The sequence below is a fragment of the Phytohabitans maris genome, assembly GCF_031085175.1.
Taxonomy (GTDB): Bacteria; Actinomycetota; Actinomycetes; order Mycobacteriales; family Micromonosporaceae; genus Phytohabitans; species Phytohabitans maris.
Genome location: NZ_JAVHUY010000070.1, coordinates 12,350 through 39,346, shown reverse-complemented (window position 1 = coordinate 39,346; position 26,997 = coordinate 12,350). Strand labels below are relative to the sequence as shown.

Annotated in this window: 17 protein-coding genes; 7 read left to right on the top strand and 10 right to left on the bottom strand. The window is 67.8% G+C overall.

The features are described 5' to 3' along the window. Nucleotides 1–177: 177 nt before the first annotated feature. The 3 genes from RB614_RS42150 to RB614_RS42140 all read left to right on the top strand — a co-directional run bounded on the left by RB614_RS42150 (nt 178) and on the right by RB614_RS42140 (nt 3,847). Nucleotides 178–1,599: an NF041680 family putative transposase gene (locus tag RB614_RS42150; protein WP_308712986.1), complete on the top strand. Its 1,422-nt coding sequence runs from the start codon at nt 178–180 to the stop codon at nt 1,597–1,599. Nucleotides 1,600–1,712: 113 nt separating this feature from the next. Continuing rightward, nucleotides 1,713–2,396: a response regulator transcription factor gene (locus tag RB614_RS42145; RefSeq protein ID WP_308718336.1), complete on the top strand. Its 684-nt coding sequence runs from the start codon at nt 1,713–1,715 to the stop codon at nt 2,394–2,396. A gap of 74 nt (nt 2,397–2,470) precedes the next feature. Beyond that, nucleotides 2,471–3,847 (top strand): HAMP domain-containing sensor histidine kinase, encoded by a 1,377-nt coding sequence (locus tag RB614_RS42140; RefSeq protein WP_308718335.1) that lies wholly within the window; start codon nt 2,471–2,473, stop codon nt 3,845–3,847. Nucleotides 3,848–4,052: 205 nt separating this feature from the next. Here the strand turns inward: RB614_RS42140 and RB614_RS42135 are convergent, their stop codons facing one another. Next, nucleotides 4,053–6,206, bottom strand: coding sequence for an MMPL family transporter (locus tag RB614_RS42135; RefSeq protein ID WP_308718334.1), 2,154 nt, complete (start codon nt 6,204–6,206; stop codon nt 4,053–4,055). Between the two features lie 203 nt (nt 6,207–6,409). Here RB614_RS42135 and RB614_RS42130 point away from each other — a divergent pair, with 203 nt between their 5' ends. Continuing rightward, on the top strand, nt 6,410–6,748 hold the full coding sequence (locus RB614_RS42130; RefSeq protein WP_308718333.1) for a hypothetical protein: 339 nt from the start codon (nt 6,410–6,412) through the stop codon (nt 6,746–6,748). 694 nt (nt 6,749–7,442) lie between these two features. Further along, the gene (locus RB614_RS42125; protein ID WP_308718332.1) at nt 7,443–7,913 is read left to right on the top strand and encodes a tyrosine-type recombinase/integrase; all 471 of its coding nucleotides are present in this window, start codon (nt 7,443–7,445) and stop codon (nt 7,911–7,913) included. 249 nt (nt 7,914–8,162) lie between these two features. On the opposite strand, the gene RB614_RS42120 is transcribed toward RB614_RS42125, so the two are convergent. Beyond that, nucleotides 8,163–9,752: an ISL3 family transposase gene (locus RB614_RS42120; RefSeq protein WP_308718339.1), complete on the bottom strand. Its 1,590-nt coding sequence runs from the start codon at nt 9,750–9,752 to the stop codon at nt 8,163–8,165. 442 nt (nt 9,753–10,194) lie between these two features. Then, on the bottom strand, nt 10,195–10,323 hold the full coding sequence (locus RB614_RS42115; protein WP_308718331.1) for a hypothetical protein: 129 nt from the start codon (nt 10,321–10,323) through the stop codon (nt 10,195–10,197). A gap of 258 nt (nt 10,324–10,581) precedes the next feature. Between RB614_RS42115 and RB614_RS44560 the strand changes: the two genes are divergently transcribed. Next, nucleotides 10,582–10,815: a hypothetical protein gene (locus tag RB614_RS44560; protein WP_428983220.1), complete on the top strand. Its 234-nt coding sequence runs from the start codon at nt 10,582–10,584 to the stop codon at nt 10,813–10,815. Between the two features lie 900 nt (nt 10,816–11,715). On the opposite strand, the gene RB614_RS42105 is transcribed toward RB614_RS44560, so the two are convergent. The 7 genes from RB614_RS42105 to RB614_RS42075 form a co-directional block, all read right to left on the bottom strand. Next, a complete protein-coding gene (locus tag RB614_RS42105; protein ID WP_308718329.1) occupies nt 11,716–18,609 on the bottom strand; it encodes a polymorphic toxin-type HINT domain-containing protein in 6,894 nt (2,297 codons plus the stop codon). 99 nt (nt 18,610–18,708) lie between these two features. Next, nucleotides 18,709–21,924 carry a LamG-like jellyroll fold domain-containing protein gene (locus RB614_RS42100; RefSeq protein WP_308718328.1) on the bottom strand — a complete coding sequence of 1,072 codons (3,216 nt, stop codon included), beginning with the start codon at nt 21,922–21,924 and terminating at the stop codon, nt 18,709–18,711. 955 nt (nt 21,925–22,879) lie between these two features. Then, nucleotides 22,880–23,293, bottom strand: coding sequence for a (R)-mandelonitrile lyase (locus RB614_RS42095; RefSeq protein ID WP_308718327.1), 414 nt, complete (start codon nt 23,291–23,293; stop codon nt 22,880–22,882). A gap of 26 nt (nt 23,294–23,319) precedes the next feature. Then, entirely contained in the window at nt 23,320–24,342 is a 1,023-nt protein-coding gene (locus tag RB614_RS42090) for a zinc-dependent alcohol dehydrogenase family protein (RefSeq protein ID WP_308718326.1), read from the bottom strand. A gap of 65 nt (nt 24,343–24,407) precedes the next feature. After that, nucleotides 24,408–24,734, bottom strand: coding sequence for a carboxymuconolactone decarboxylase family protein (locus RB614_RS42085; protein ID WP_308718325.1), 327 nt, complete (start codon nt 24,732–24,734; stop codon nt 24,408–24,410). Continuing rightward, nucleotides 24,734–25,726, bottom strand: coding sequence for an MFS transporter (locus RB614_RS42080; RefSeq protein ID WP_308718324.1), 993 nt, complete (start codon nt 25,724–25,726; stop codon nt 24,734–24,736). The genes RB614_RS42085 and RB614_RS42080 overlap by 1 nt, the downstream gene beginning before the upstream one ends. Beyond that, nucleotides 25,723–25,932, bottom strand: a complete 210-nt coding sequence (locus RB614_RS42075) for a hypothetical protein (protein WP_308718323.1) — start codon at nt 25,930–25,932, stop codon at nt 25,723–25,725. The genes RB614_RS42080 and RB614_RS42075 overlap by 4 nt, the downstream gene beginning before the upstream one ends. A gap of 147 nt (nt 25,933–26,079) precedes the next feature. Between RB614_RS42075 and RB614_RS42070 the strand changes: the two genes are divergently transcribed. Continuing rightward, entirely contained in the window at nt 26,080–26,952 is an 873-nt protein-coding gene (locus tag RB614_RS42070) for a helix-turn-helix transcriptional regulator (protein WP_308718322.1), read from the top strand. The last annotated feature ends 45 nt before the right edge of the window (nt 26,953–26,997 follow it).

Here is a 26,997-nt window from a genome sequence, read left to right as displayed (position 1 = left end):
CCGTCGGTGGTGACTGCTGTCCTTTGTAGACGTCGGCGTGTCGATGCTCGACGTGGAACGGCCACCGTCCGATGATCCTTCGGTTCCCTGGCAGGACACGAAGAACGGATGGTGGCCGTGGCCACGATTGTGGACTACCTCGGTGGTCTGGTGTTGCCCGACACGCCCGCAACGCCGCTGCCCGCAGCGTTGGCGCCGGCGGCACGTTTGGCGGCGTTCCGCCGCGACTACTACCGGTGCTTGACGGCGAGGACGGACGCGTTGTTCGAGTTGACCGACGCAGTGCTGTGCGCTGACGGGCCGGTGACCAGCCTGGCCGAGTTGTCACTGACCGCCGAGCATCGCCGCGGTCACGGTGCCCTGTACGACGGCCTGAACTGGGGCGATATCGACATCGCCCGGCTGCGTGTGACGCTGGCCGGTCTGCCGCTGCCACGCACCGCCGATGCCCGGATCGTGTTGGCGGTCGATGTCAGTAACTGGCTACGGCCGGAAGCGGTGACCTCGCCGGATCGGCTGTTCTGCCACGTCTACGGCCGGGCCAAGGGCCAGGCGCAGATGATCCCTGGCTGGCCGTACTCGTTCGTGGCCGCGCTGGAGTCCGGCCGCACCTCATGGACCGCGATCCTGGACGCGCAACGGCTCGGCCCGGCCGATGACGCCACCGCAGTCACCGCCGACCAACTCCGCGACGTGGTGAACCGGCTCATCGAGGCGGGGCACTGGCGCCAGGGTGACCCCGAGATTCTGATCGTCGCCGATACCGGCTACGACACCGCCCGGCTCGCCCATGTGCTGACCGACCTGCCCGTCCAGTTGCTCGGCCGGCTCCGCGCCGACCGGGTGCTGCGCCTGCCCAAACCGGCCCGGCCGGCGGGCACCACGGGTAGGCCACCCAAGCACGGGCCCGAGTTCCGGCTGGACACCCCGGCCACCTGGCCGACACCGCAACACCAGACGACCACTGCCACCAGCCGGTACGGCACCGCAACCGCGGCCGGCTGGGACCGGCTGCACCCACGCCTGACCCGCCGCACCTGCTGGATCGACCACCACGGCGACCTACCCGTCATCGAAGGCACCCTGATCCGCCTCCAGGTCGAGCATCTGCCCGGCGACCGCGACCCCAAACCACTGTGGCTGTGGTGCTCCGCCACCGGTGCCACCGCCGCCGACATCGACCGCTGGTGGCAGTCCTTCCTACGCCGATTCGACCTGGAACACACCTTCCGCCTGTTCAAACAAACCCTCGGCTGGACCCGCCCGAAACTACGCACCCCACAAGCCGCGGACCGCTGGACCTGGCTGATCATCGTCGCGCACACCCAACTGCGGCTGGCCCGACCCCTCGCAGCGGACCTACGCCGCCCCTGGGAACGACCCGCGCTGCCGGGCCGACTCACCCCAGCCCGCGTCCGCCGCGGGTTTCGGAACATCCGCCCGAACACCGCCCTGCCAGCCAGCGCACCGAAACCCGGCAAACCCGGACCCGGACGCCCGCCCGGCTCACGAAACCGACGCCCCACACCCCGCCACGACGTCGGCAAAACCGTCAAACGCGACCTGACCATCACCGCGCACAACCAGCGCAAAGGTTAAAGAACAAGCTAAGAGCGCGGTCCCCAGCGACGCGCTAATCCTGGTCTCAGGTTGATCGGGGACTATGAGCGGCAAAAGCATCGACTGGAAGGGGGCGGGCCGGCGTGCGGATCATGATCGCGGATGATGACGCGGCCATCCGTGAGTCGCTGGAGCGAGTGCTCCAGGTCGAGGGTTACGACACCAGCACCGTCGCCAACGGTCTCGCCGTGCTCGACGGGGTCGGTAGGGCCGGCGGTGACACGCTGGATCTGCTGATCCTCGACGTGATGATGCCCCGCCTCGGCGGGTTGGAGACCTGCCGGCGGTTGCGGGCGGCGGGTCGGGATCTGCCGGTGCTCATGCTGACCGCCCGTGACCAGGTCTCCGACCGGGTCGCGGGGCTGGACGCGGGCGCCGACGACTATCTGCCCAAGCCGTTCGCCACCGAGGAGTTGCTGGCCCGGGTGCGGGCTCTGCTGCGCCGGCGCACGCCGGCCGACGGGGAGTCGCAGATCCTGTCGTTCGCCGACGTCCGGCTCGATCCCGACAGGTTCGAGGCGTGGCGGGGCGGGCGGCCGCTGCACCTGACCCGGACCGAGTTCTCCCTGCTGCAGGTCCTCGTGCGCAACGCGACGCGGGTTTTGACCCGCGACGCGCTGTTCGAGGCGATCTGGGGCTTTGACATGAGCGCCACCGCCAACAACCTCCAGGTGTACGTGAGCTACCTGCGCCGCAAGATGGAGGCCGAGGGTGAGCCGCGATTGATCTACACGCTGCGCGGCTTGGGGTACACGTTGCGGGAGACTCCTCCGTGAGCAGGCCCGCAGGCCGGGAACCGCGCCGGCTGACCCGATGGTGGCGGCGGCGGTCCCTGCGGACCAGGCTGACGGTGATCGCGGCGACAGCCATCGCGGTCAGCGTGTTCGTGGCCTTGCAGGTGGCCATCGAGCTGCTGGACTCGGAGCTGCAGGACGCCGCCGAGGATCAGCTGCGCGCCGACTCCCGCGTCCTGGCGACGGACGCGGAGCGCGCCGGTCTGGCGCAGGTCCAGCTACCGCCGTATCCCGGATCCGGTCGGCTGGTGCGGGTCATCCTGCCCGACGGCTCGACCCGGACACCGGCCGGCCAACCCGCGCTGCCCCCGGTCAGCGAGGACGCCGGGCGCGTGGCGCAGGGCGCGTCGGCCGACCTGATGGAGTCGAACGACAGCGACGGCGACGGCTACCTCATCTACACGCTGCGGGCGGGGGACGGCGCGGTCCAGGTGGCCGCCCGCATCGCCGACGACAGCCCGATCACCCGGCTCGGGTTGGGCATGCTGCTGATCGGGCTGCTGTGCGTGGTCGGGGGCGCCCTTGTCGGGCGGACCGTGGCGCGGACCGGGCTGGCACCGATCGACCGGCTGACCGCCGCCGCGGTCCGTGTCGCGCACACCCAGGATCTCGACGCCGACATCCCGGATGAGGGCGGTGGGGAGATCCGGCGGCTGATCCAGTCGATCAACGACATGCTCGCCGCGCTCCGGGACTCCCGGCGGGCCCAGCGGCTGCTCGCCGAGGACGCCGCCCACGAGCTCAAGACCCCGCTGACCAGCCTGCGCCTCAACGTCGAGCTGCTGGTCCGGCTCGATCGGCGCGGCACCCTGGACGGCGCACTGCCGGCGGAGAGCCGGACCCGGCTGCTCAACGATCTCGGCGCCCAGGTGGCCGAGTTGAGCACCCTTGCCGCCGAGCTGACCGACCTGGCGCGCGGTGACGTCACCGACGAGAGCACCGAAGTGCTCGACCTGGCCGACGTGGTGGTGGCCGCCGCGACCCGGGCGCGTTCCCGTGTGCCCGACGTCGAGATCGCGCTCGACGTAACCTCCGTGTGGGTGAGCGGGCGTCCCGCTGCGCTCCAGCGGGCGGTGCTCAACCTCATCGACAACGCCGGCAAGTGGTCTCCCGCGGACCAGCCGGTCCAGGTCCGGCTCCTCGCCGAGGGCGCGTCGGCGGTGCTCGAGGTCGACGACGCCGGGCCGGGCATCGACGCCGCCGACGTACCGCGGGTGTTCGACCGGTTCTACCGTGCCGACAGCGCCCGGGCGTTGCCGGGATCCGGTCTGGGGCTGTCGATCGTGCAGCGGGTCGTCGACGCCCACGGCGGCCGGGCCACCGTCGCCCGCTCCGCACGCGGTGGCGCGCTGCTGCGGGTCGACCTTCCGGCCGCGGCCCCGCCCGCCCCGATCGCGGGCCGAGCCGCCGGGGAGGACACCGCGGTGCGCTGAACCGCCCCGGCGGCGCGGCGCAGGACAAGGGACGGCGGCCCTCGGGCATGGCCCGCGGCGCTCACCGTCGGGGCAGGACACCGCGATGCGCCGACCCCAGTCCCGGCGCGTGGCGCAGGACCAAAGGGCGGCGACCGTCGGGCCCCTGACAAAGATCCGGGACGGGCCTGGGTACCCGTCCCGGATCTCGACCGTGCCGCCGCGCTCACCGTTGCAGCGCGGGCTCCTCGTCGTCGGTGAGCGGCCGTTGACCGGCCGGCGGCTCCACCGGTCGGGACAGCCGGCTCGGCCACCAGATCCGCCGGCCGATCAGCAGGGTGAGGGCGGGCACCAGGACCGACCGCACCAGCAGGGCGTCGAGCAGCACGCCGAAGGCGACCAGGAACCCGACCTCGATCAGCATCACCAGCGGAAGCGAGGCGAGGACCGCGAACGTGGCCGCCAGGACCAGGCCTGCCGAGGTGATGACGCCACCGGTGGCGGAGAGGGCTTTGAGCATGCCGTCTCTGGTGCCGAGACGCACGGTCTCCTCCCGGGCCCGGCTGGCCAGGAAGATGTTGTAGTCGACGCCGAGCGCCACCAGGAACAGGAATGCCAGCAGCGGCACCGAATAGTCGACGCCCTTGAACCCGAGGATCGTGTCGAAGACGAACACGCTGCCGCCGAAGGCCGCGGCGAATGAGACGATCACGGTCGCCATCAGGACCAGCGGGGCCACGATCGCGCGCAGCAGCAGCCCGAGAACGATCAGGACAACGGTGAGCACCAGTGGGATCACCAGCTTCTCGTCGCGGCTGGTGGTCACCTCGGTGTCGAGGTTCTCAGCGCTCGGCCCGCCGACGATCGCCTCCGCCCCGTTCACCGCGTGCACGGCGGTGCGCACCCGCTTGATCGTGTCGTACTCTGCGACGGTGTCCGGCGCGTCGGTCGGAAACACGGAGATGTCGGCCCAGCCTCCGCTGGTCTGGCCCGGGATAGCCTCTGCCACGCCGGGAGTGCGCTTGACGATGTCGAGCACCCGCTCCTGGTACGCCGGCCGCGTGAAGATCGTCATCGGCTGGCCGCCCAGCTCCGGGAAGTGCTGGTGGAGAACGGTGAAGCCGGTGACCGACTCCGGCGCGGACAGGAACTGGTCCTGCTCCCGCAGGGCGCCGGTGTTGCCCGCCAGCCCGATGGCGAGCACGCCGAGGATTCCGAGCGAGCCGAGCGTCGCCGCCCACCGGCGGCGGCTGATGGCGGTGCCGAGCCGTCCCCACAGCCCCGGCTTCTCCGCCACGGCAGTGCTGAACCGCGGGATGGCCGGCCAGAAGATCCGCCTGCCGAGCACCACGAGCACCGCCGGGAACAGCGTCAGCATGGCGATCAGCGCGCACAGGATGCCCGCCGCGCCGATCGGGCCCAACCCGCTGGTGCTGTTCAGGTCCGCGACGAGCAGGCAGAGCAGGCCGGCGATCACGGTGGCCGCGGACGCGACGATGGCCGGCGCCGCGCCGCGTAGCGCGTGGACCATCGCGACCCGGACGTTCTCGTGGTGGTGCAGTGTCTCCCGGTACCGGGCGATGAGCAACAGCGCGTAGTCCGTGCCGACGCCGAATACCAGGATCGTCAGCAGCGCCGAGTTCTGGTCGTTGACCACGATGCCGAAGCCCTTGACGAGCAGGTAGACGGTCGCCATCGCGGTCAGTGCGGCCGCGCCCACGGCCACCAGCGGGATGAGCCACAACACCGGGCTGCGGTAGGTGAGGATCAGCAGGAGCGTGACGACTACGACGGTGGTGAGGAAGACCTGCACGTCGATGCCGTCGAAGACGGCGTCCAGGTCGCCGTCGACCGCGGCCGGGCCGGTCACCTCGAGTTCCAGGCCGGCGGGGCGGTCCTTCGCGGCCTCACGCAACGGGCCGACGATGGCCTCCGGTCCGCCGTAGGTCGTGCTCACCTCAAGGGTGAACATCATCGCCTTGCCGTCGGTGGAGGGGCTCGTCGGTGGGCCCTCGCCTTCGCCGTCGCCGCCGGGCGCGGTCGTAACCTTCGGCGGGTACCGCTTGGCAAGGGCGTTGTAGTGGCGCTCGACCGTCGCGCGGTCGGCGTCGGTCATGCCGCCGGCGCGGTGGTACACGAAGACGAACGTGTTGTCCTCACCGCCGGGGAGACTGTCCTCCAGCACCGCCACCTTGGTGGACTCGGCACTGGCCGGCAGGGTGTCCACGGCGCTGTCGGTGGTGACCGAGCTCAACTTTCCGCTCAGCGGCACCATGACCGCCGCCAGCACCACCCACAACCCGATCACCAACCACGGCACCCACCGGCCCGCCAACCGACCGGCCGGCGCTTCCCCGGACGGCGCTGCGTTGACTGCCATCACTAGCCTCCTACATACGGATTACATCGCCTATCTGATGCCTGCTTCGTATCGAGCGAACCTGAGACGACCGTTAAAACAGCGCTCAGGCCGGTTGGCCGAACCAGGTGCCCAGTGCCCCGACGCGAAGATCAACCCCGCATTGGTCATCCGCACGCTGGGCAACATAAATCCGACTTGGGGGTTTGCGGTACTTCCAGCTGTTGGTCGACGATCTGCACGCGCTGCCGCCAGAACAATCCGAACGAGAACGCGCCGAGATTGCGGCGGTCCTGGGCGACCTTGCGGGCAGAGATTACAGATTTCGTCGACTTGTCATCTCATATGCACACCGAGTGCAGCCAAACTCCGTGACGCTAATCGACGTAACGAAGCTGACGCCGTTGTTCAAGCTGGTCTTCCTAGCGATTACCGGTTTGACCGTTCTCGCCTTCAGCGCCGACTTGTTTCTCGTCCTGATGTTGGACAAGCCCGGGGAAGACGCGCAGCGCTTCCTCGAACTTTGTTCGACGATCGCCATGATGGGTTCGCGGCCATCGTAGACTTGATTGGCGGCAAAGCGATCTGATGGCCGAACCATGAAAGCCCAGCGATAGCTAGGCGACAGCTTGGCTACTCCTCCTCCACCTTCCCCAAGCAACGCGCGTTCTCTTCGGCAATTGAGTGAACCACTGGCTGCTTACTGCGCCTCCTGCCGCGCCGAGGCGTGGCTGCTCCTGCGTCGCCCGTCCGGGTGCTCCCGTCGCTGTATCACCGGCGCCAATGGTGAGAGGACGAAAGTACGGAGAAGGGCTGGCGGTTGCGGTGAGCGGTGGTGGCGTGTTCAAGCGGTGCGGATGTCGGGATCTGCGCACCGGCCGGCCGGTCGACACGACCTGTCCGCGGCTGGCCGAGCACAACACGGGACCTGGCACTTCGACTGCGCGGTGGCCGAGCTACCCGGCCGGCGGGCGCGGGTCCGCCGGGGCGGCTACGCGACCCGCCGTGACGCGGTCGCGACCCGCGACGCCGTCCTTGGCCGCGGTGACGAGCAGCCCACAGCTGATGCGTGGACGTTGGCCCGCTGGTTGCGGTCCTGGCTGACTACCCCGCACCGGCATCCGGCCCACCACGCTGCGCTCGTACACCGAGCACGTGGAGCGGCACCTCATCCCCCACCTTGGGCGGATCCGGTTGGCCGAGCTGACCGGCCGGCACGCCGCAGACATGATCGCTGCGGTAGCGGCCACTCCGACAATGCATCGTATCCGCGCCACCCTGCGCTCGGCGCTCAACGCGGCGATCCGCGAAGGGCTGCTTCGGGACAATCCGGCACGGCATGTCGAGCTGCCCTCACCGCGTCGCCCGCACGCTCAGGTGTGGACCGACCAGCGCGTCGAACACGCCGCCGCTGGGCAACGCTGGCGGGACTCCGGCTACGTGTTCACCACCGGCGACGGTGCCCCACTGCACCCCGACTACCTCACCCGCCGCTTCCGTCGGCTGGTCGCCGACTCCGGCCCGCCACCGGTGCGGCTGCACGATCTGCGGCACGGCGCCGCCAGCCTCACCCACGCCACCGGTGCCGACCTCAAGACGGTGCAGGACCTGCTCGGGCACGCCGCCGCCCGCATCCCCGGCCAACGGGGCAGGAAACCCCACCCGGACCGGGCCGCCGAAAACCGCAAGACACCAACCGACCAGGCCGCCGAAAGCCTGGCGCCGTAAGCGATCCGGCAAGAGCACCAGCCGGCGGCGGGGGCGCCCACGCGCGCCCCACGGAGGCCCCACAAACATCAAAGACGCATAGCCCAACGGCTATATGGCCTGTTCAAGGGTGGTGCGCCGCCAGGGACTCGAACCCCGAACCCGCGGATTAAGAGGCCAAATCAGGTGTCGGCGATCTTGTAACTCCCCCGTTTGACGGGGTTTCGATCACGTAATTCGGTTCTGGCGATGATCTTGTGGTGGGTTGCGTTACGCGGCAAGGAGAATCCGTTGGCGGAGTAGGTCGAGGCTGGCGCGGCCGTACATTTGTCGTTTGATCGTCTTGATGCGGTTGACGTTGCCTTCGACTGGGCCGGAGCTCCACGGCAGGGTGAGGCCGGCGGTGACGGCGTCGAGGTCGCGGCGTAGGCCGGTGATCAGCGAGTGCAGGGCGGGCAGATCGTCGGCCTCGACAGCGTGCATCCAGTCGGCGAGCCGGTCACCGCGGCGTTTGCGCATCAGGTCGGCGAAGTCGCGTACGTGGCCTGCGGTGGCGGCCAGTTCTGAACAACAGGCCAATACGGCAGCGAGTTGGTCCTGGTCGTCCGGGCGAAGCCGGGCCGGGTCTGTCATGATCCATCGACTGATGTGACGCGGCTTCGGGACCGCTGGCCGTGCCGGTGGTCGTGGTCGTCGGTGTGGGACGGATGGGTTGTCCCGTAACGGGTGTAGGTAGCGGCGGACGGTCTGCACGCTGCCGGCGAACCCCATCGCGGCTAGTTCGGCGTGTAGGACGCCGGCGTCGGTGACCCCGGCGGTGAACCGGGCGGTCAGGTGCTCGGCGTAGCCGTCCAGCAGGCTGGCTCGGTTGACCGCCTTGACCAGTAGTTCGTCGACGCTGCCGGCGCGGGCGAACCGGCGCACGGTCGAGCGGTCCAACTGCAGGTCCCGGCTGATCGCGCTCAGCGAGGCGCCATCGGAGAGGAGCTGCTGGACGGCGGTGTAGCGTTCCCGGGTCCGGGTGACCAGTGACCGTTCCCGGCCGCACACGTCGCGCATGCCGTCCGTCTCGTCGGTCTCGGTCTGCTGCGGGGCTGGTGCCGGCTCGGGATTCGCAGCGGGTTCCGTGATCGCGGCTTCGGTGTCCGCGGACGCTGCCTCGGCGGTCATCGCGGCGCGCACGCAGGCGTGGTGCGCGGTCACGGTCTTGTCGACGGCTTCGCCGAGGTTGTGCCAGATGTGCCAGCGGTCCGCGACCTGCTGGGCGTTCGGTGCGCCGTCGCGGCCGCCCTCGGCGTAGGCGCCGGCCCGGTCCCGGCAGATGATCTGCACACCGGGATGTTCGCGCAGCCATTGCGCGAGCGGTTCGGCTTCCCGGCCCGGTAGCACGTCGATCGGGCGGCGGGTGTGCATGTCCAGCAGGACGGTGCCGTAGACGTGGCCGCGCCGCAGCGCGAAGTCGTCGACGCCGAGGACGGTGACCTCATTGACGTCCGGAACAGCCGTCCGGCGCAGCAGGCCCAACAGGGTGTCCCGCGCGACGCTCATCCCGAGCGTCGCGGCGAGGCGGGCGCCGGCCCGGCCGGCCAGGGCCACCGCGATTGAGGTCAACGCTGCCCGCAGCGGCGGGGTGTAGCGGGCATGTGGCGTGGTCAACCCAGGGATCTGCTCGGTGAACGTGGCCCGCGCGCAGTCGGACTCGGTGCAGACGAACCGGCGTACCCGCAGCTGAATGACCACTGGCGTCCCACCCAGCGGCGTATCCCGAAGGCCACGTCGGTAGCGGCCGTGCACCCGTTCGGATCTGGTGCCGCAGTCCGGACACGCACCCCCGTCGGCAGCCGCTCGAGCTGATATCACTACGCCTGCCGCGGTCCGCTCGATGTACTCCACGACGACACCGCTCAACTGTGGGAGAAGGACCTCAAGATCGCACCGCGGTCAGCTATCACAGTCCACACAGGACGATGGCTCGACACGACGAACAACCACAAGATCATCGCCAGAACCGAATTACTCGATCGCCGACAAAATCAGGCCGTGTCATCCGGTATTTCGTTGTATCAATCAGTCCCAGAATGTGCCACTTAGCCCCCAATAGATAGTCCGAGCCTTGCCGGTTCCCACCATACGATGTCGTGCCGTGCCGGAACCATCGATCACCCATGGATCACCCATCCGGGACAGGATCAGCATCGGCAAGATTGCGCCAGGCATCAACTGCGGTGGCCCGCGGGTCGCGCGGCCCGGCCGGCGGTGATGGGAGCTTCGCGTACGGATCGGGCTGGGCCGGGTTCTGTGGTCAGCGGGCGCTGCGGGATCGGAGGCGTCTTTGTCGCTCGGCGGTGCTCTCGTCGCTGTGGTCTTCGGCGATCACGACGCTGTCGCCGGCGTCGGCGAGGCTGTTGACGATCTCTTGGAGCTGTTCCACGGTGATGCCGACGGTGCCAACCAGTCCGTGTGCGACGAACTCGATGAATGTTTGTTGCTCAGGTACCGGTCGACGGTGTCGTAGCCGAGCCGGGTGCGGTTTTGTGCGAGCAGGATGCCCACATACGAGGCCGGCAGGTAAACATCATGGCCAAGGTCAAGACGATGTGCCGACAGAACATCAACCACCCGCTGGAAGCCATGCTGCACCGGCTCAACCCGGTGCTGCGGGGGCTGGCCCGTCTACTTCCGGCCAGGGGTGTCCAGCTCCACCTTCCAATACCTGTCCAAGTACGCCTGGGAACGGGTGATGGGATGGATCCGGCACAAACACCGAAAGATCACCTGGGCGGAAATCCGCCGACGCTCCTGCGCCGGCGGCTGGTGGCCGACTGACGGCGAGATGGCGCTCTTCGATCCCGCAAAGGTGCGGACCACCCGCTACCGCTACCGAGGCGCGAAGATCCCGACGCCGTGGACCTCAGCAAGCTGAGCAACAACCCTCATCCATCGGGGTTTGTGGAGAGCCCGGTGCTCAGCGATGGGCACGCCGGGTTCGGCAGGTGGCTCGAGGAAACGGACCGGCCGAAAGGCCGGCACCGCGCCTGGGGCCGACCCAACCAACGAAGGCAAGAAACACAACGCCGCCCTCATCTGTCTGCCCGCCGCCGCATCGACGTCCTCCACGCCATGCTTCGCACCAAAAGCCCATACCAGCCCAAAACGGCGAACGAACCCCGCCTCGCGGCTTGACAAAACTATAGGGACAGTCCCCAACCACATAACAGCCTCATCGGCAGCTCAAGTTATCCACTTGGGGATGCCATTTGATCGTAAGCTTCGCGCCAAGTATTGATCTGTCTCCTGACGTCTGGGTCGGTAATCGACTCGTAAACCCAATCTAGCGACGGGACCAGCAAACCTATGTCGCCAATCGCCCTCGTTTCCGAGTCTGCCGGCCGATCTATACCTTGTACGAGCTCGTGATCTATTTTACGACTTACACCCACGGCCTCGTCAGGCATAAGAGGCATCGCAAAAAGCGCACGCCTCGCTGCTTGTTCTGGAGACATCGTGTCGGGTAGTTCGTCCGCCGGGACCTTAAATTCAATTGCCGACGAGGCAAGTCTTAGGAGCCAATAGCTTACCCGCGGCGGGTCAATCGACCCGACTTCCGCGCCAAGCTCGAGCATAGCCCCGACGAATTTGAGAGCTTCCTCGGCGGATTCGCCTCGTCTCAACAGAGCGCGGATCTCCGTCTCCGCCGAGTCGGCGATCGATAGCCACCATTGAATTTCCGGTCGGCCGGGGTACGTCTCCGCTATCCACGCCCACCGGTCCTTCGCAGGAAGGCTGCGCAGTACCGCGTAGTCGCTCAGGTGTGTTGCCGCCATCAGATGCCTCCATAGTCGACCCAGGCGCTGAGTGGAATTCTAACGCCGGCACCGAGGAAGGCGTCGGAACCGCGTTGAAGGGATGTTCTAGAACACGCTTTGCACGGTGTGTAGTGGCCTGTCCAGTTGTCGAACCTCGTCACTCGGCCTCCGTGCACTGTAAATTGTCCCGCGTAGGCTGGCCGACCCCCTGTAATGGTCGTGTGTTTGATGCCTGGCCCGGCGGGAGCAATCCCAAGCCGGCCGGTGTTATCCACGGCCCATAGGTAGTTCCCGTCGGTACCCATAGCCTTGGTGAACGCATCCGAACCGGAGAATGCTGGCTTGACCCCTTGAAGCTCAGCATCAAAGAGGTCCATCGAAAGCTCTCCGGGCTTTCGGTTTTCCACTGGATCGCAGTTATGGACGAGAACCGGCGTTTGCCCAGCGAGCACGTAGTAGGTGTGAACCGTCTCGACCGTCAGGTCGTGCATGACGCTGGCACCGTCATACGAGTGGACCGACCCGACTATGACCGACGACCCATCGTTGGTTCGCAGCTGCTCGCCTGGCCGAAGGTCCTCGGCGTCGACCCAGCCGTTACGGTCTTCGCTCCAGAACGGGTGGTGCTGGGTAGTCTTGAGAGTTGCGGTCCGCCCATCCTCGGTTACAACGATTAGGTCGGTGAGGTCCGTGTCGAGATTGGTGTGTGCTCTTTTCACCTCGCGTGGTTCGACATGCCCCGTCTCGGGGTCCTCCGCAAGGACAACGTCACCTGGGGTGACCTCCGCTATGGGTTTCGTCCCGTCGCTGAGAAGGACGGGTGTCGCCGGGTCGAAGCTGTGTGTGCAGTCGGGCACATTCTTGGGTGCGCCTTTCGGTGCCTTTGGCTTGAATCCGCCCCGTCCGCCGGCTGCGATGAGCGCTGCGCCGATGGCGCCTTCGGACCAGCTTTCGGCGGCTTTTTCGTAGTCGCCTTTGATGATGTGGCCGGGGGTTTGGATCAGGTTGCCGATGGCTTCGACGGGTGCGGTGACGGTTCCGACGAGCGTGTTCTTGTAGTTGGTGACGTAGATGGATCCGATGTCGACGGCGGCGTCGAGGGCGGACATCTCACCGGTGAGGACGCCGTTGATGTCATGGTAGGCGGTCGCGTAGTTGGAGGTGATCGTGTGGTAAGCGCCGACGAACGGGTCGATGATCTGGTTGGTGAAGCCTTTCTTGAGGCCGCTACCGATTTGTCCCCAGAAGCCTTTCTTGCCTCCGTCACCTCCGCCGTTGCCGGAGCCGCCGTTGCCGCCTCCAGTTTGTGCGGGGTCTTCCTGCGGTATTGGCGGGATCCCGATTTCGGAGAAGCAGCCTGGAGAGTCGGTGATGCAGAGGCCTGAGGGGTCGCTGTGGGTGACGGGGGTGTTGTTGGCGTAGCTGTAGCCGTTCCACTGTTGTGGGTCTGCGAGGTCGAGAAGTGGGTCGACGGAGATGAACCGGCCGATTTTGGGGTCGTATTCGCGGGCGCCGAGGTGGGTTAGGCCGGTGTTGTCGATGGTGCCGCCGACGAAGCCTTTGTCCATTGCGGATGGCCAGGTGCCGGTGGTGGTGCCGCGGGTGTCGCCGAAAGGCAGGGTGCGGCGGCGGGCGAGGCTGAGGTCGGTGTCGTTGAGGGCTGCTTCGGTGGTGTTGTGGTGGTCGCCGGCGAGCCAGGTCAGGCCGGTGAGGGTGCGGACGGCGATGGTGGCGCCGAGGTGGGTGTAGTAGCGGGTGGCTGAGGCGGCGCCGGTGGTGGGGGCGCGGACTTCGGTGCCGTCGGGCAGGTAGAGGGTGGCGCCGGTGGGGTCGCGGCGGATGAGGCGGTTGCCGTCGGCGTCGTAGGTGTAGCTGGTGTTTTTGCCGTTGTCGGCGACGGTGGCGAGGTGGCCTTCGTTGTCCCAGGTGAGGGTTTGGTTGGCGGGGGTAGCGGGGCGGGAGGTGGTGTTGCCGGTGTTGTCGTAGCTGTAGCTGTCGGTGCTGTCGGGTGTCGGATATCCCCGTGGGTAGTCGTTGGTGACGGTTTGCACGGCGTGAGGGTGGGTGCCGGCGGCGCCGCCTTGAGCTGGATAGGTGTAGGTGTGGGTGCCGTTGCCGACAGCGGTGTGCCAGATTTCCTTGGTGCGGCTGCCGGCCAGGCCGGGCGGGCCGGTGTATTCGTAGGAGCGCCAGTAGGAGGCGGGCCCGCCGATCTGGCTCATGAATTCTGGGATGTGGCAGGTTCCGTCGGCGGGGGTCCATGCTTCGGTGAGGCGGCGTAGGTAGTCGTAGGTGTAGCACTGGGTGTCGGTGGCGCCGCCGGCCGGTTGGTCGGCGATGGTGATGACGTTGCCGGCGTCGTCGTAGGTGTAGGTGGCGTTGAAGACTTCGGGTTTGAGCTCGGGAATGGCGTTGGCGTTGGTGAGCCGGCCGGTGTTCTGGTCGATGGTGTAGGTCAGCCAGGTGTGGCTGCCGTCTTCGCCCAGCAGGCGTTGGGTGAGCTGGCCGAGTTTGTTGTAGGTGGCGTCGGCGTAGATTTGCGCGGCGGACAGTAGCCCGTCGGGTGCGCTGACCTCGTTGTATGTGGTGAACAGCTCTTCCGACGGTAGGCCGCCGGCCGCGGGCAGCGTGGTGCTGCCGACTTGGCCGTCGTTGCGGTATGTGGTGGCATACGTGTAGGTGCACGGGGTGGTGCCGCCGGCGGCACAGAGGCTGCCCTGGCTGGCCGGGATGGTGACCTCGGTGCTGGTCGGCCGGCCGGCCGTGTCGTACTCGGCGATCTCGTTGGTGTAGGCGTTGGTGGAGCCGGCGGGCTCGTACCGGATGGATTTGGTCAGCCGGCCAACGCCGTGCGGGAGGGTGTCGTACACCCATTCAGCGCGTTTGTCTCCGGTGACGCCGCCGTCGCGGACGGTGGTTTTGCGGCCGAGGTCGTCGTAGGTGTAGGCGAGGGTGATGCCACGGCTGTCGGTGACGGTGGTGAGCTGCCCGGCCGCGTCGTACGTGTAGGTGGTTTCGCCCCTGTCGGGATCCTCGTCCTTGATTTTGCGGCCGCGCTGGTCATAGGTGTAGCGCCAGGTGTTGCCGGCGGGGTCGGCGACGGTGGCCAGTTCGCCGCGGTCGGTGTACGTGTAGGTGGTTGCGTCGAAGGTTGTCGCGGTGTGGGAGTGGTACTGGCGTACCTGTCGGGTGCGGTCGCGGCCGTCGAGGAGAGTTTCGGTTTTGGTTCCGCCCTCGGGGGGTGTGACGGCGCTGCGGTCGCCGCCGTACCAGGTGTGGGTGCGCCACTGTTCGGTGCCGTTGATTTTGAAGATGGCGGCGGTGATGCGGCCGGCGCCGTCGTACAGGTTCTCGGTCAGTGCGGGGACGGCGGGTGTGCCGGGTCCGGCGACGAGGGTGGTGTCCGGTGGCGCGTTGGTGGTGTCGTAGTAGGGATTGGAGGTCCATTCGACTAGGCCGCGGGAGTCGTAGACGGTGTCGGTAAGGGTCCGTCCGCCACCGGGTGCCTGGGTTTGAGTCTGCCGTGGTCGCAGTAGCCCGTCGTACAGGGTGATCTGTGTCTTGTAGGTGCTGGTGCCGAACGCGGTCAGGGTTTTGGTGGTGATCGCGGTGGGGGCGTCGTTGCGGACCAGGTAGATGTATTCGAGGTTTGGTGTGGTGGGGTTGGTGGCTTTGGAGCGGCCGGGGTACCAGGCCTTCGTGCGGCGGCCGAGGCCGTCGTAGGTGAGTTCGCCGACGGCACTGTTCGGGTTGTCGGAGATGGTCAGTGGGAGGTGCCAGGCGGTGGCGTAGGTGGTGGTGGCGGTGTGCCCGGCCGGGTTGGTGGCGGTGGTGGAGGTGACCGGCCCGGCGGCGGCCGGGGTGTACGCGGTGCTGGCCTTGCGGGACAGGCCGTCGTAGGCCTCGGTGACGCGGCCGTTGGCGTCGTACTTGGACCGGGCGGCGGTGATCCACACCGGGGTGCCGCCGCTCCAGGAGTCGATCTCCTCGACTTTGGCGACGTCGGCCTTGACGGGCAGGTAGGTGTTCCAGTCGTTGGTTTCCAGGTCGTAGGTGATCCGCTGGCTGGACAGCATGTCGGCGGGCAGGGTGGGGGTGGTGTCGCAGTTGACGCCGACCTTCTCCACCTTTTTGACCTTGTCCAGGATCCAGGCCGCGGCATTGCGGGCGTACTGGGTGCGGGTGCAGATGTCGTCGTCGGGGGTGCCTTCGTCGCCGAGATCGTCAACCTGGAAGGGCAGGTTGTCGGCGTTGAAGGCGGTGACCGTCTTGGTCCACCGGGTGCTGCCGTTCCACAGCGGGGTGCGGGTGCGGACGGTGCCGACGTTCGTCATCCACGCCTTCAGCGGCCCGGACGTGGCGGTGGGGCCCTGCTTGACCGGTGTGTTGATGGTGCCGGTCACCACCGCCCCACCCACCCCGTTAAGCGTTTTCTGCTCGCGGAGCATGCCGGCGTAGGCTTCGTGGTCTTCGAGGGCGACGCCTTGCGAGTCGGTGATCCAGATGTCGCGGGTGCCGTCGTTGGGCTGCCTGTCGCCGTCCATGCCGCGCAGGTACAGGTACTCGGCGACGGACTGGACCCCGGACTCCAGGCCTTTGCGGACCCGGACCTGGCCGTATCCGCGGAACTGGCTCCAGGTGCGTTTCTTCGGCTTGATCAGTTCGGAGTCGTCGTAGTGCCAGGCCGGGGTGTCCAGGTAGTCGTAGTTGGTCTGCTCGTGTTCGAACCCGCCGGTGTTGTCGTACACGTCGACGCGTTTCACGACGTACTTGTGGAACCAGTCCAGCGTCGGGTCTTCACCATCCGGACCGTACCACTGCGGGTAGCAGCGTTTGGTGTTGGCGTGCGGCTGCGGTAGCGCGGTCCGGGTGCACTCCGGGGTGGAGTAGCTGATGGCGATCTGGGCGCCGGTCTCGGTGGTGATGGTGTTGATCCGGTATCGGAACAGGTTGGAGCGGCCGTCGGCGGGGCCGTCGACCCGGTTGGCGAGAGCCTCGGCGCCGGGATCGAACACGATCTCCGGCTGGGAGACCTCGACGCCGCCAGCGGTGGTGACCTTGCCAGTGCGGGTGATGCCGGCCAGCCACATCGGCTTGCCCTCATTGCCGCCCGACTGCAGGTAGGTGTGTCGCAGCGTGATCCACTCGACGTCGTTGTATGTGGTGCCGCTGCCGGAGTACACGTGGGTGCGGATGCGCGACAGCCGCTTCTGCGTCCAGAACGTGGGGGCCAGCTGATCCGTGCACGGTGCCGCCTTGCAGTACTGGTCCCACGGCGTGTCCAACCACGACGTTGCCAACGGGTCGGAGCCCGACCAGCAGTTGGCATCGCACCGGTCCGCGACATCGAAGAGCACCCGCGCAGCGGCTTGGACCGTGGAGGCGGCGTCGGTGCGGTTGCCGTACTCGATCCGGGTCAGGTAGCCACCCCGGTCGTAGGTGGTCCGCTTGTCAAGGTCACCGTCGCGGGCGTAGGCCCCGGTCTCCCGCTCGTAGAAGTAGGTCATGGTGTTGCCGTGCGGGTCCACTACGTAGTCCAGGTTCCACCGCCACCCCTGCGTCCTGCGGGAGGCCACATAGTCCCCAGCGGTGTAGCCGGGCTCGTTCGGGTGGTTGCCGTAGACCGGCGCCGTCCACACCGACTTGGTCGCGGTTGTGCCGGAGGCGCCGCCGGGGCCGGTGTTACGGCCGAAGAAGTACTGGGTGCCGTCAACTGTGGTGACTTTCCAGTACTCGCCGTCGTCGTCGCTGTTGCTGAACGACGTGTTCTTCAGCAGCTCGATCTTCGAACCGTCGTCGGAGACACCCTTCCAGGTGTTGCCCGTCGACTTGACCAGCTCGGTCCCTCGACCGTTGAGCGAGATGGTGGCGTTGCCCTCCGGCTTGTGCCAGCACAGGTCACCGGTATTCAACGTCTTGTTGTTCGGGTCGACGCCGCCGACCGCGTCTTTGTCCTCGCCGCATGCCTGGTACTGCCGCTCGATGTAGCCGGGCCACAGGTCCCAGCCGTCACCGATCCAGGAGCCCTGCGTGTTGGTGCCGCCCGTCCGCCCGTCCAAAGCGCCGGAGGAGTAGGACAAGGCAACGGTCGGCTCCGGACCGCCGACCGCCGGGACCATCCGCACCGGGTACGACCACGCGAACGACCCGGTCTGCTGCGCCACCTGCCAGGTCGAGGCGGGGGTCAAGCTGGTCGCGCTGTAGTCGCCGTTATCGCCCGACGCGCCCGCCGTGACGGCCAGCAGCGTGGCGCCGGTCGCGGTGACCGGCACCACCGCGGACACCGTGTTGGCCGTCGGGTCGTTTCGGCTAGGAACCGGCTTGCCGTCCAGCAGCGACACCATTCGAAGCCGAGAGGCCCAGTCGCCGCCGTACGCTCCGGCGAACGACGAATAGTCAACCCGCACGGTCACCGCGCCGGTCGCGCGCACGCCGTCGGCGCGGCCGACCTTCAGGGCCAGCCCAGACACACCTGCCTTCGCGGCCGCGCCGCGGTCGAGGACCTCGACTGTGACCCGGTCGACCGTCGAGGAGGGCACGGTGCGTAGGTTGACGCGGCCGGCGGCGGTTGGGGTGGCAGAGACCCAGATCGGCAGGGACCCGGCCCGGGTCACCGGCGTACGGGTAAGGTCTCGCGCCGAGGTCGCCGCGGCGGCCAGGTCAACCGTTGCCTTGCCCGGCGCTGGCCAGGCCACCGGCGGGGGCGCCTTGACCTCGCGGCCGCCGGCTGTCCACGTTGGACGCTGTTTGGCGTTGACCGGTGCTACCGCGACACCGGTGACGTCCTTCGGCTTCGGCGGCCGCCACGACGACGGTGCAGCCACTGCGATCGCGTCGAGCGCCACCGTGGCGGCCACGACGACGGCGACCACTCCGGCCACACGACGCGCGACCCGACCGGCCACGGTCATCGCCGTTCCCGTAAACGGACGTGAGCTACGCACAGCGCCCACAGCGCCTCCCCACCTCGCGAACCGCACAATCCTTGCTACGCCGGGACGGAAACCCTGCTATTGGAGAGCGAACTGTTGGATCTCGTTGTCGTCCCACACCTGCTGGGCCGCGTACACGTGGTCGATGTCGCCGGACCAGAACTCGGCCGGCGGCCACGCCCGGCCCATCGCAAACGACGCGGTCGCCGACCAGGCCCCGGTGTAGGCGGCCTCGGCGTAGGAGCCGTCAACCGCCGGCGTCCCGTTCACATACAGCTTGATCTTGCCGTTGATCGGGTCGTAGACGCCGACCAGGCTCACCCAGTCGTCGGGTGCGACGTAGTCGGTGGTGCAGGCGGCGTCCACCACCGCGGTGGACGAGTCGGCGCGGGTAAGAGAGAAGCACCACGCCGGGTCTGGGACCGCGTCACCGTCGAGGTCGCGGTCGTTGCGGAAGCCGAGCCGGAACATTGACGTGTAGATTCCGTCCTGCGACACCGCCGTCCGTGTGCTGGCCAGGTCGGTCGCCCGAACCCACGCCGCGACCGTGTAGCCAGCAGGATCGGTGGTGTCAAGCACCGGTGAGCCCGCCGTGGTGAGCCTGCCCCCGCTGCCGATCGTGACTGCCCCGGCGCCCACCCGTCCTCCGGTCCACGAAACCCCGACCTCAGTGAATGTCACCGGCCGGGTGTCCGGCACCGATGCGGCGCTCGTGCCGGTGCCTTCGTCCAGCGGCCAGTGCCACGTCGCGGTGCTCGGGCTAACCAGGAACTGGTACACCCGGGGGTCCGAGGTGAACCCGGCCGTGTTGCGGGATTGCACAGACAGCACGTTCAGCCCGTCCTTGGACGGCGTGATCGACGTGACCGTCGTGGTGCCGGTCAGCTCGCGCAGCGACAGGTGGTCCCAGTACACCGGCTTGTCCGGGCCGGTCGGTGAACCGTTGTAGAGGCGTACGAAGGCCTCCGTCGCATTGCTGGGGATGGTCACCGCGAGCGAAACGAAGTTCCAGGCATCCGTCGCGGTCGCCTTGCCCGAGGGCACCTCGATGTGGGCGGAGCCGGAGTTGTAGAACGCGACGATCCGCTGCCCACGACTCGTCCCGTAGGTGCCACCGGGGTTGAGTCCGGTCGCTGCGGGCACCCAGATCCAACCGGTGATCAGATACCGCTTGCCCGCCTGCATGCCCAGCCGCAGGCCGCCGTTGTCACCGCCCACCGTGGCATAGGTGTCACCTTGCGGGCCGTAGCTGTTGGCCGCCGTCGCTGTGACGCTCACCTTCAGGGCGCCGTTACCGCCGTGTCCGAGGTTGGGGCTGCGCCAGATGGTAGCGTTGGCGCCCGCCGTAAACCCCGTCTCATCGGTCGCCACCTGCTGCTGGTTCACCGTCAACTTCTCCGCCTGCGGCGTGCCCGACGGCACAGTTACCGCATTGGCGCCGTTGAGGCTGTAGACGTACTCCTGCACGTCGGCAGCGCCGTTCGGACCGAAGGTGAACGACCCCGCCTGCCCAGGCCCGCCGTTCCAGGTTCCCGTCTGCTTCTCCGTGTACGGGGTCCCCGACACCGTCGGCAGCGACGGGTCCTGCGTGTTGACCGTGAAGGTGAACCAGCCGGAAAAGTCACCACACGGCGGGTAGCTGTCACAGGCGCGTACCCGCCAGTGATATGTGCCGTCCGGCAGCGTCGGTGTCACCCGCCACGGCCGGGAGGTGCCCGAGGCCACCCCCGTCACCGCCGTCCCGGACGCCGCCTTCCGCGTCGTCTTCGCGTTGTCCCACACCTCGTACTCGGCCCGCAACGTTCCACCGTCCGGATCGGACACCACTGCGGCCAGCTGCGGCGCACCCGACCGCACCACCGCCGGCGATGCGCACGCCGAGTAGCAGGAGTTGACGGCCAAGCCAGTCGGCACCCGCGGCTTGCGGTTGTACACCAACTGCACGTACGGCGAGTGGGCACCCTCAGAGGAGTCGAACTTCTTCCACCCGTTGTGGTTCGTCTCGCTCGTAGCCCGTATCCCCACCGTCGCGGTGCTGCCACTGTTGTTGAATACGTACTGGAAGACGTCCTTCACCGACGCGGACACCCAGCCGTCGCCGCAGCCGGAGTTATAGCCCTTCGTACCCGTCGACGAACCCGCAAGGGCGGCCCACGACGGCTGGCTGCCCCACCGCGTACTGCTGCTCACCGACGTGGTACGCCAGGTCTGCCACTCGGCGCTGGTACACGACCACGAATGGAAGTTCCACAAGAACAGCTCCGCCGAAATCACCGACGCACCCGCGTAACCACCCAGGCCACCGAAGGCCAGGAACGAACGCGCCGTGCAACCAGATGCGCAGCCCTCGTTCGGGTCGTCGCTGTACCCCAGCCGCAACTGCGTGTCACCGGACTTGTCAGTATTGACAATCGTGTCCTGCACGTACGCGTCAAATGCCGGCTCGAGGTTAATCGACGGGTCGATCGTAACCGGATACACCACCCCCGGGTCAGCCAGAAACGCCGCATCCGGTGTCACCACCAGTTCCGTGCTTTCACCGGCGCCGGTCGTGGACAGCGCCACCGGCGCCCGACGCACCGGCTCCCCCGACGGCGACCGCTGCGCATCCCACATCTCCGCAGGTGGCACATCCACCACCACACCCGATTCAGACCGAAGCTCCAGACCACCCGCTGGGCGCGGCGCCACAGCCAACTCCCCCGTATCCCACGGCATCGCCACCGATGCCACCTGCGCCGCCGCCTGGCGATGCTTCACGACCAGGAAGTACTCAAAGCCCGTCGGCCGCGCCTCCACCACCAGGTCCACACCCGGCTTCACATCGACATAGGTGGCCTTACGACCATCCAACACCGGCTCCGGCAGCGCCCCCGACCAGCCCAGGGTCGTGCGCTCACTCCCTTCGCCCAGGCCCACCAAGGCGTCCTCACCCGCCGCGCCGGCCCCCGCCAACGACAGCCGGCGCGGATGCGCCCTGGGCGCCACAGTCCCATCCGGCCGCCGCTGCAACGTCAGGTCCACATCAACCCACGAGCCCGAATCGTTGCGCATCCGCACCGGCGCCATATGCCTCGTGGTCTCGAACGTGCCATCAGGACGCGCCACCGTCTGCGACGTCTCCGACGTCAAACTAGTCACGATCACCGGCCGCCGCTTGCGGTACGCCAGCAATGCCGCCGACCGCTCATCGAACGCCGCCAACGGATCCGCCTGCTGCGTAGCCGACGACCCACCCGGTGTCACCGGATCAGCACCGGCCGGACTGTCCACAGTCACCAACAACGTTGCCACCAGCAAAGCGACAATGACCGGAACAGCACGACGCCGCCACGAACCGCTCGACAACGCTGCCCGCCACGACGTGACGCCGAAAAGACGCTGCCTAGCAACACGTAACGGACCAGCGCCGCTACGGGACCGGACCGCGGTACCAAAATCTGTCGAACGGCCAGCCACGAACGACGCCTCCCCCGCACCACAGAGAGCAAAGTGATCGACACACTGCGGCACGCCAAGGATTGATGTCAACACCTACCACCAGAGTTCCTCAAAGATTCGAGCAGCCCCGATGACGCATACCGATATCAGACGGAAGCGATCGAACAACAGACACAGAAGCGCCAATCCATGCCCACAAGATCAGACCGAGCTATGCCACTCGATCACAAGCAAAGCCAGACGACACGGTACGAACCAGACGTCCAGGAGACGCTCGTCCAAGGGGCCGCATTAGGCCACGTCGAGCCACTCAGGGGCAGTGGAGCGTAACCACGGCGCACCCGACGCTCCGCGACGAGCAGACCCGGAACCAGCGCGACCGCTTGCGGCCACGCCGTGTCACTGCGGGGCATGCTGGCCAACGGGCTAAACATGGCGATCGAACCTACAGGTCGCCTGCAATGGGGCCAGCCGCGCCGAATAGGGCGGAGGATGTGGACGAGGACATCGACGGGCTGCGGCCGATACAGGCCTGATGTCAGCTGCCTACCCGTCCCCGCTTTGGCCAGCGAGGCGAGTGACTGGCGCTGCGGCGGCCCCACGACAGAAGGCGGCGGTGGAATGGGACCCATCTCGTGGAACGCCTCATCCTTGGTGCGCAGGTTCGAATCCTGCCATAGAGATCAGCCTGCACCTCGGCTGAGTTTCCGCTGCTCAATCCCTTGATTCCGTCGGCAATTGGGGGCTCGTTTCGGCGGTCCGAGGTAGGTCAAGGTGCGCACCAACCTGCTCCCCTCCGCTGACTTTGTTAAGCCCTATTTGCCTTCTGGTAGTCCTCGTCGGTGAGAGGTTCGAGCCAGGTGGTGGGGTCGCTGCCATCGGGTTTGGCTTCGAGCATGGCCAGGTGGCTCATGAAGGTGTTGGCGGCGGCGCCGTGCCAATGCTCCTCGTCGGGCGGGCAGGTCACGGTTTCTCCCGCGCGTACCCGGATCACGTTGCCGTCGCGGGTGCCGACCAGGCCGACGCCTTCGGTGATGTGCAGGGTCTGGCCAACGGCGTGGGAGTGCCAGTTGGTGTGTGCGCCTGGGGTGAACCGGACAAGCGCGACGGTCATCCGCGATGGCGTGGTGCCGCTGTAGATGGGTGTCAGGTAGACATCGCCCGTGAAGTTCTGCGCTGGCGTCTTTACGGTGTCGGCTACGGGTTTGAGTTCCATGTTCATGTGCTCCTTCCAGGTGCGTGGGCGGTTCAGGGACGCAGCAGCGCCTTGATGGCGCGGCGTTCGTCCATCGCCCGGTAGCCGTCGGCGGCCTGGCCGAGGGGCAGAGTCAGGTCGAAGACCTTGCCCGGGTCGATCGTGCGGTTGGTGATCAGGTCGACGAGTTCGGGCAGGAACCGGCGTACCGGCGCGGGTCCGCCGTGCAGGTGCACGTGGGAGTAGAACAGTTCCTCACCGGGCAATTGGATGCCGTGGGCGACGCCGACGTACCCGACGTGCCCGCCCGGACGGGTGGAGCGGATGGCCTGCATCATCGATTCCTGCGTACCGACCGCCTCTATCACGCTGTGGGCGCCCAGGCCGCCGGTGAGGTCCTTGATACGGGTCACCCCGTCGTCGCCGCGTTCGGTCACGATGTCCGTGGCTCCGTAGTCGAGGGCGAGCTGTTGCCGGTCGGCGTGGCGGCTCATTGCGATGATCCGCTCCGCGCCCAGCTGTTTGGCGGCCAGGACGGCGAGCAGGCCGACGGCTCCGTCACCGACGACGGCGACGGTCTTACCTGGCTGGACGTCGGCGGCGACTGCGCCGAACCAGCCGGTGCCCAGCACGTCGGAGGCGGCCAGCAGACTGGGAATCAGGTCCTCGTCGGGACGCTCGGCGGTGGCGACCAGGGTGCCGTCTGCGAGCGGGACTCGCAGGAGGTCGGCCTGGGCGCCGCCGGCGCCGGCGTACTCGCGGTGCACGCAGGAGGACTGGTACCCGGCCTTGCAGATGTCGCAGGTGTTGTCGGAGGCGAAGAACGAGCCGACGACGAACTGGCCCGGCTGGATCTGAGATACATCTGCGCCGACCTCTTCGACGATGCCGACGTACTCATGTCCCATCGGGGTCGGCCCTGCGACGGCTTCGATACCGCGGTAGGGCCACAGGTCCGAGCCGCACACGCAGGCCGCGACGACACGTATGACGGCGTCGGCGGGCTTTTCGATCTTCGGGTCGTCGCGGGTTTCGACCCGGACGTCGCCGGGGGCGTACAGGATTGCGCCTCGCATGATGGACGATCCTTCCACTGGTGTTGAAACGGTGCTCGCGGCACGCCGGTGTCGGCGGCCGGTGGTCAGTCGGTGGCGAAGACCTGCTTGGCGACGGCCATCGCGGACATGGCCTTGGGCCAACCGGCGTAGAACGCCAAATGGGTAATGGCCTCGATCAGTTCGGTCTCAGTCACGCCGTTGCGTCTGGCGTAGTCGAGGTGAAAAGTCAGCTGCTCGGTGTTGCCGGCCGTCAGCAGCGCGGCCACCGTGATGAGGCTGCGGTCGCGGGCGGCGAGCTCGGGGCGTTCCCACACCTGCCCGAACAGCACCTCGTCGGTGTAGTGCACCAGGGCGGGTGCGAAGTCGCCGAACATATTCTGTGCGCCCGAAGGCTGCCGATCCTCAGACATCATTTGCTCCCTCGTCGTTGTGGCCGGGCGAAGATCACCACGGCCAGACCCAGCAGTGTGAAAGCGGCGGTAATGGCGGCGGCCGTGTTCCAGCCCGACAACAGCCCGGCCAAACCGTGTGCGGAGGCGGCGTGGGTGACGATCACCGTGACGACGGCCAGGCCGACGGCCGAGCCGACGTAGCGGGCGGTGTTGTTGGCTCCGCTGCCCATCGCCGCTCGATCGGCCGGCACACTGGCCACGGCCTGCCGCCCGAGCGCGGCGTTGAGGACACCGTTAGCGCCCCCGGCGATCAGCAGGCCCGGCAGGAGCCGCACGATCGAACTGCCCGGGTGCAGGCCCAGCACGGCCACCTGACCGATCGCGCAGCCGACCAGCCCGCCGATGAGCTGCGCCCGTGCGGTGATCCGGGCGGGCAGCCACCGGGCGGCCAGGGCCGTCACCGCCGACAGACCCGACCAAGCGAACATCGCCGCCACCCCAGCCAGCGCGCTACCGCCCAAGCCCCGTTCGACCAGCGTCGGTGTGAACGACATCAACGCCAGCACGCCAGCACCCGCCGCGAGCGCCGCAACCGTCGCCGCGACAAAGTCCGGGCGGCGCAGCAGCCCTAGGTCGAGCATCGGACTCGCCGACCGCCGCTCCACGACGACGAACCCGACGATCAGCGCAATACCGCCCACCAGCAGGCCGACGGTGATCGGTCGCGTCCAGCCCGTACGGCCTTCGATCAAACCGGCCAACAGCACGGTCAACCCGAGCCCGAGCAGCGCCATACCCGCCGCGTCGATCCGCCGTGGCGAGGCCGACCGCGACTCGGCCAGCCAGCGGCCACCTCCGAACGCCAACAAGAGAGCTCCAAGCGCCGTCAACCAATACGCCAGCCGCCACCCGGACACCGCCTGAGCAGCCACCGCCATGAAGGGACCAACCGCAACGTCGTCGCCGACCGCGCCGCTGCCCAGCAGGGCCGCCGCGCAGCCGGTGCTCATCGACGACAAGATCCACGCTGTGCACCCGGCCCGGCGGACAGGTCCGCCGCTGTAGCCGACAGCGTGGCCAGCGGCACCGTGAACGCCAGCAGCACCAGCAGCGTGCCCGCCGACGCCACCGCCAGCGTGCGGCCTGCCAACCCCACCGGTGTCTGCCTGGTGTCTGCGGCCTGCTGGACCTCCGAGGTGCCCGGTGATCTCATCATGTCGTCGTCCCGCCGGTGATCCGTTCGAGGCTTAGTACCTTGCATGTCTGCCAGGAAACCCCGGCCAGCGGCATTGCGGGAGGGCGCAGCGAAGCAGGTAATGACAGACCCCCTCAGCCGTCCGGAACCGGACGTAGCGTGAAGGCCATGGACAGCAGGGACGACGTACGCGAGTTTCTGGCCACCCGCCGAGCTAAGATCACCCCCGCGCAGGCGGGCCTGCCGAACTACGGCGGCACCCGGCGTGTACCCGGCCTGCGCCGCGCCGAAGTCGCCCTGCTCGCCGGAGTCAGCCCCGACTACTACACCCGCCTCGAACGCGGCAACCTCACCGGCGTCTCCGACAGCGTCCTGGAAGCCATTGCCCGCGCGCTACAGCTCGACGACGCCGAACGCGAGCACCTGTTCGACCTCGCCCGCGCCGCCAACACCGGCTCCCGGCCGCGCAAGCGGCCCGTCCAGCAGATCCGCCCCGGCATCCAGCAACTACTCGACGCGATGACCGACGCACCGGCGTTCGTCCGCAACGGCCGCCTGGACATCCTCGCCATCAACCCGCTCGGCCAGGCGCTCTACGCCCCCGCATTCGACGCCCCGGCCCGGCCGGTCAACCTCGCCCGCTTCCGCTTCCTCGACCCCAGAGCACTCGGCTTCTATCCCGACTGGGACGACTCGGCCAACGTCACCGTCAACCTGCTGCGAACCGAGGCAGGACGCGACCCCTACAACAAAGACCTCACCGACCTCGTCGGCGAGCTGTCGACCCGTAGTGACGACTTCCGCACCCGCTGGGCCGCCCACAACGTGAGGCTGCACCAGACCGGCACCAAACGGTTCCGCCACCCGGCCGTCGGCGAACTCGTCCTGCACTTCGAGGCCATGCCGCTGCCCGCCGACCCCGGCCTCACTCTCACCGCTTACAGCGCCGAACCCAGTACCCCGTCGTACGACGGACTGAGGCTTCTCGCCAGTTGGGCGGCCACCGACCAAGCCGTCGGACAACCGGCCGACCAGACCTGACCGGCGCGACGAACCGACTCACGACACCGGCAAGAAGAGAGTTAC

Coding starts and splice junctions, on each gene's coding strand:
- RB614_RS42145 (WP_308718336.1), top strand. CDS start 1,713: ATGATCGCGGATGATGACGCGGCCATCCGTGAGTCGCTGGAGCGAGTG.
- RB614_RS42135 (WP_308718334.1), bottom strand. CDS start 6,206: ATGGCAGTCAACGCAGCGCCGTCCGGGGAAGCGCCGGCCGGTCGGTTG.
- RB614_RS42125 (WP_308718332.1), top strand. CDS start 7,443: ATGCATCGTATCCGCGCCACCCTGCGCTCGGCGCTCAACGCGGCGATC.
- RB614_RS42105 (WP_308718329.1), bottom strand. CDS start 18,609: ATGACCGTGGCCGGTCGGGTCGCGCGTCGTGTGGCCGGAGTGGTCGCC.
- RB614_RS42095 (WP_308718327.1), bottom strand. CDS start 23,293: ATGAACATGGAACTCAAACCCGTAGCCGACACCGTAAAGACGCCAGCG.
- RB614_RS42090 (WP_308718326.1), bottom strand. CDS start 24,342: ATGCGAGGCGCAATCCTGTACGCCCCCGGCGACGTCCGGGTCGAAACC.
- RB614_RS42085 (WP_308718325.1), bottom strand. CDS start 24,734: ATGTCTGAGGATCGGCAGCCTTCGGGCGCACAGAATATGTTCGGCGAC.
- RB614_RS42080 (WP_308718324.1), bottom strand. CDS start 25,726: ATGAGCACCGGCTGCGCGGCGGCCCTGCTGGGCAGCGGCGCGGTCGGC.
- RB614_RS42075 (WP_308718323.1), bottom strand. CDS start 25,932: ATGATGAGATCACCGGGCACCTCGGAGGTCCAGCAGGCCGCAGACACC.
- RB614_RS42070 (WP_308718322.1), top strand. CDS start 26,080: ATGGACAGCAGGGACGACGTACGCGAGTTTCTGGCCACCCGCCGAGCT.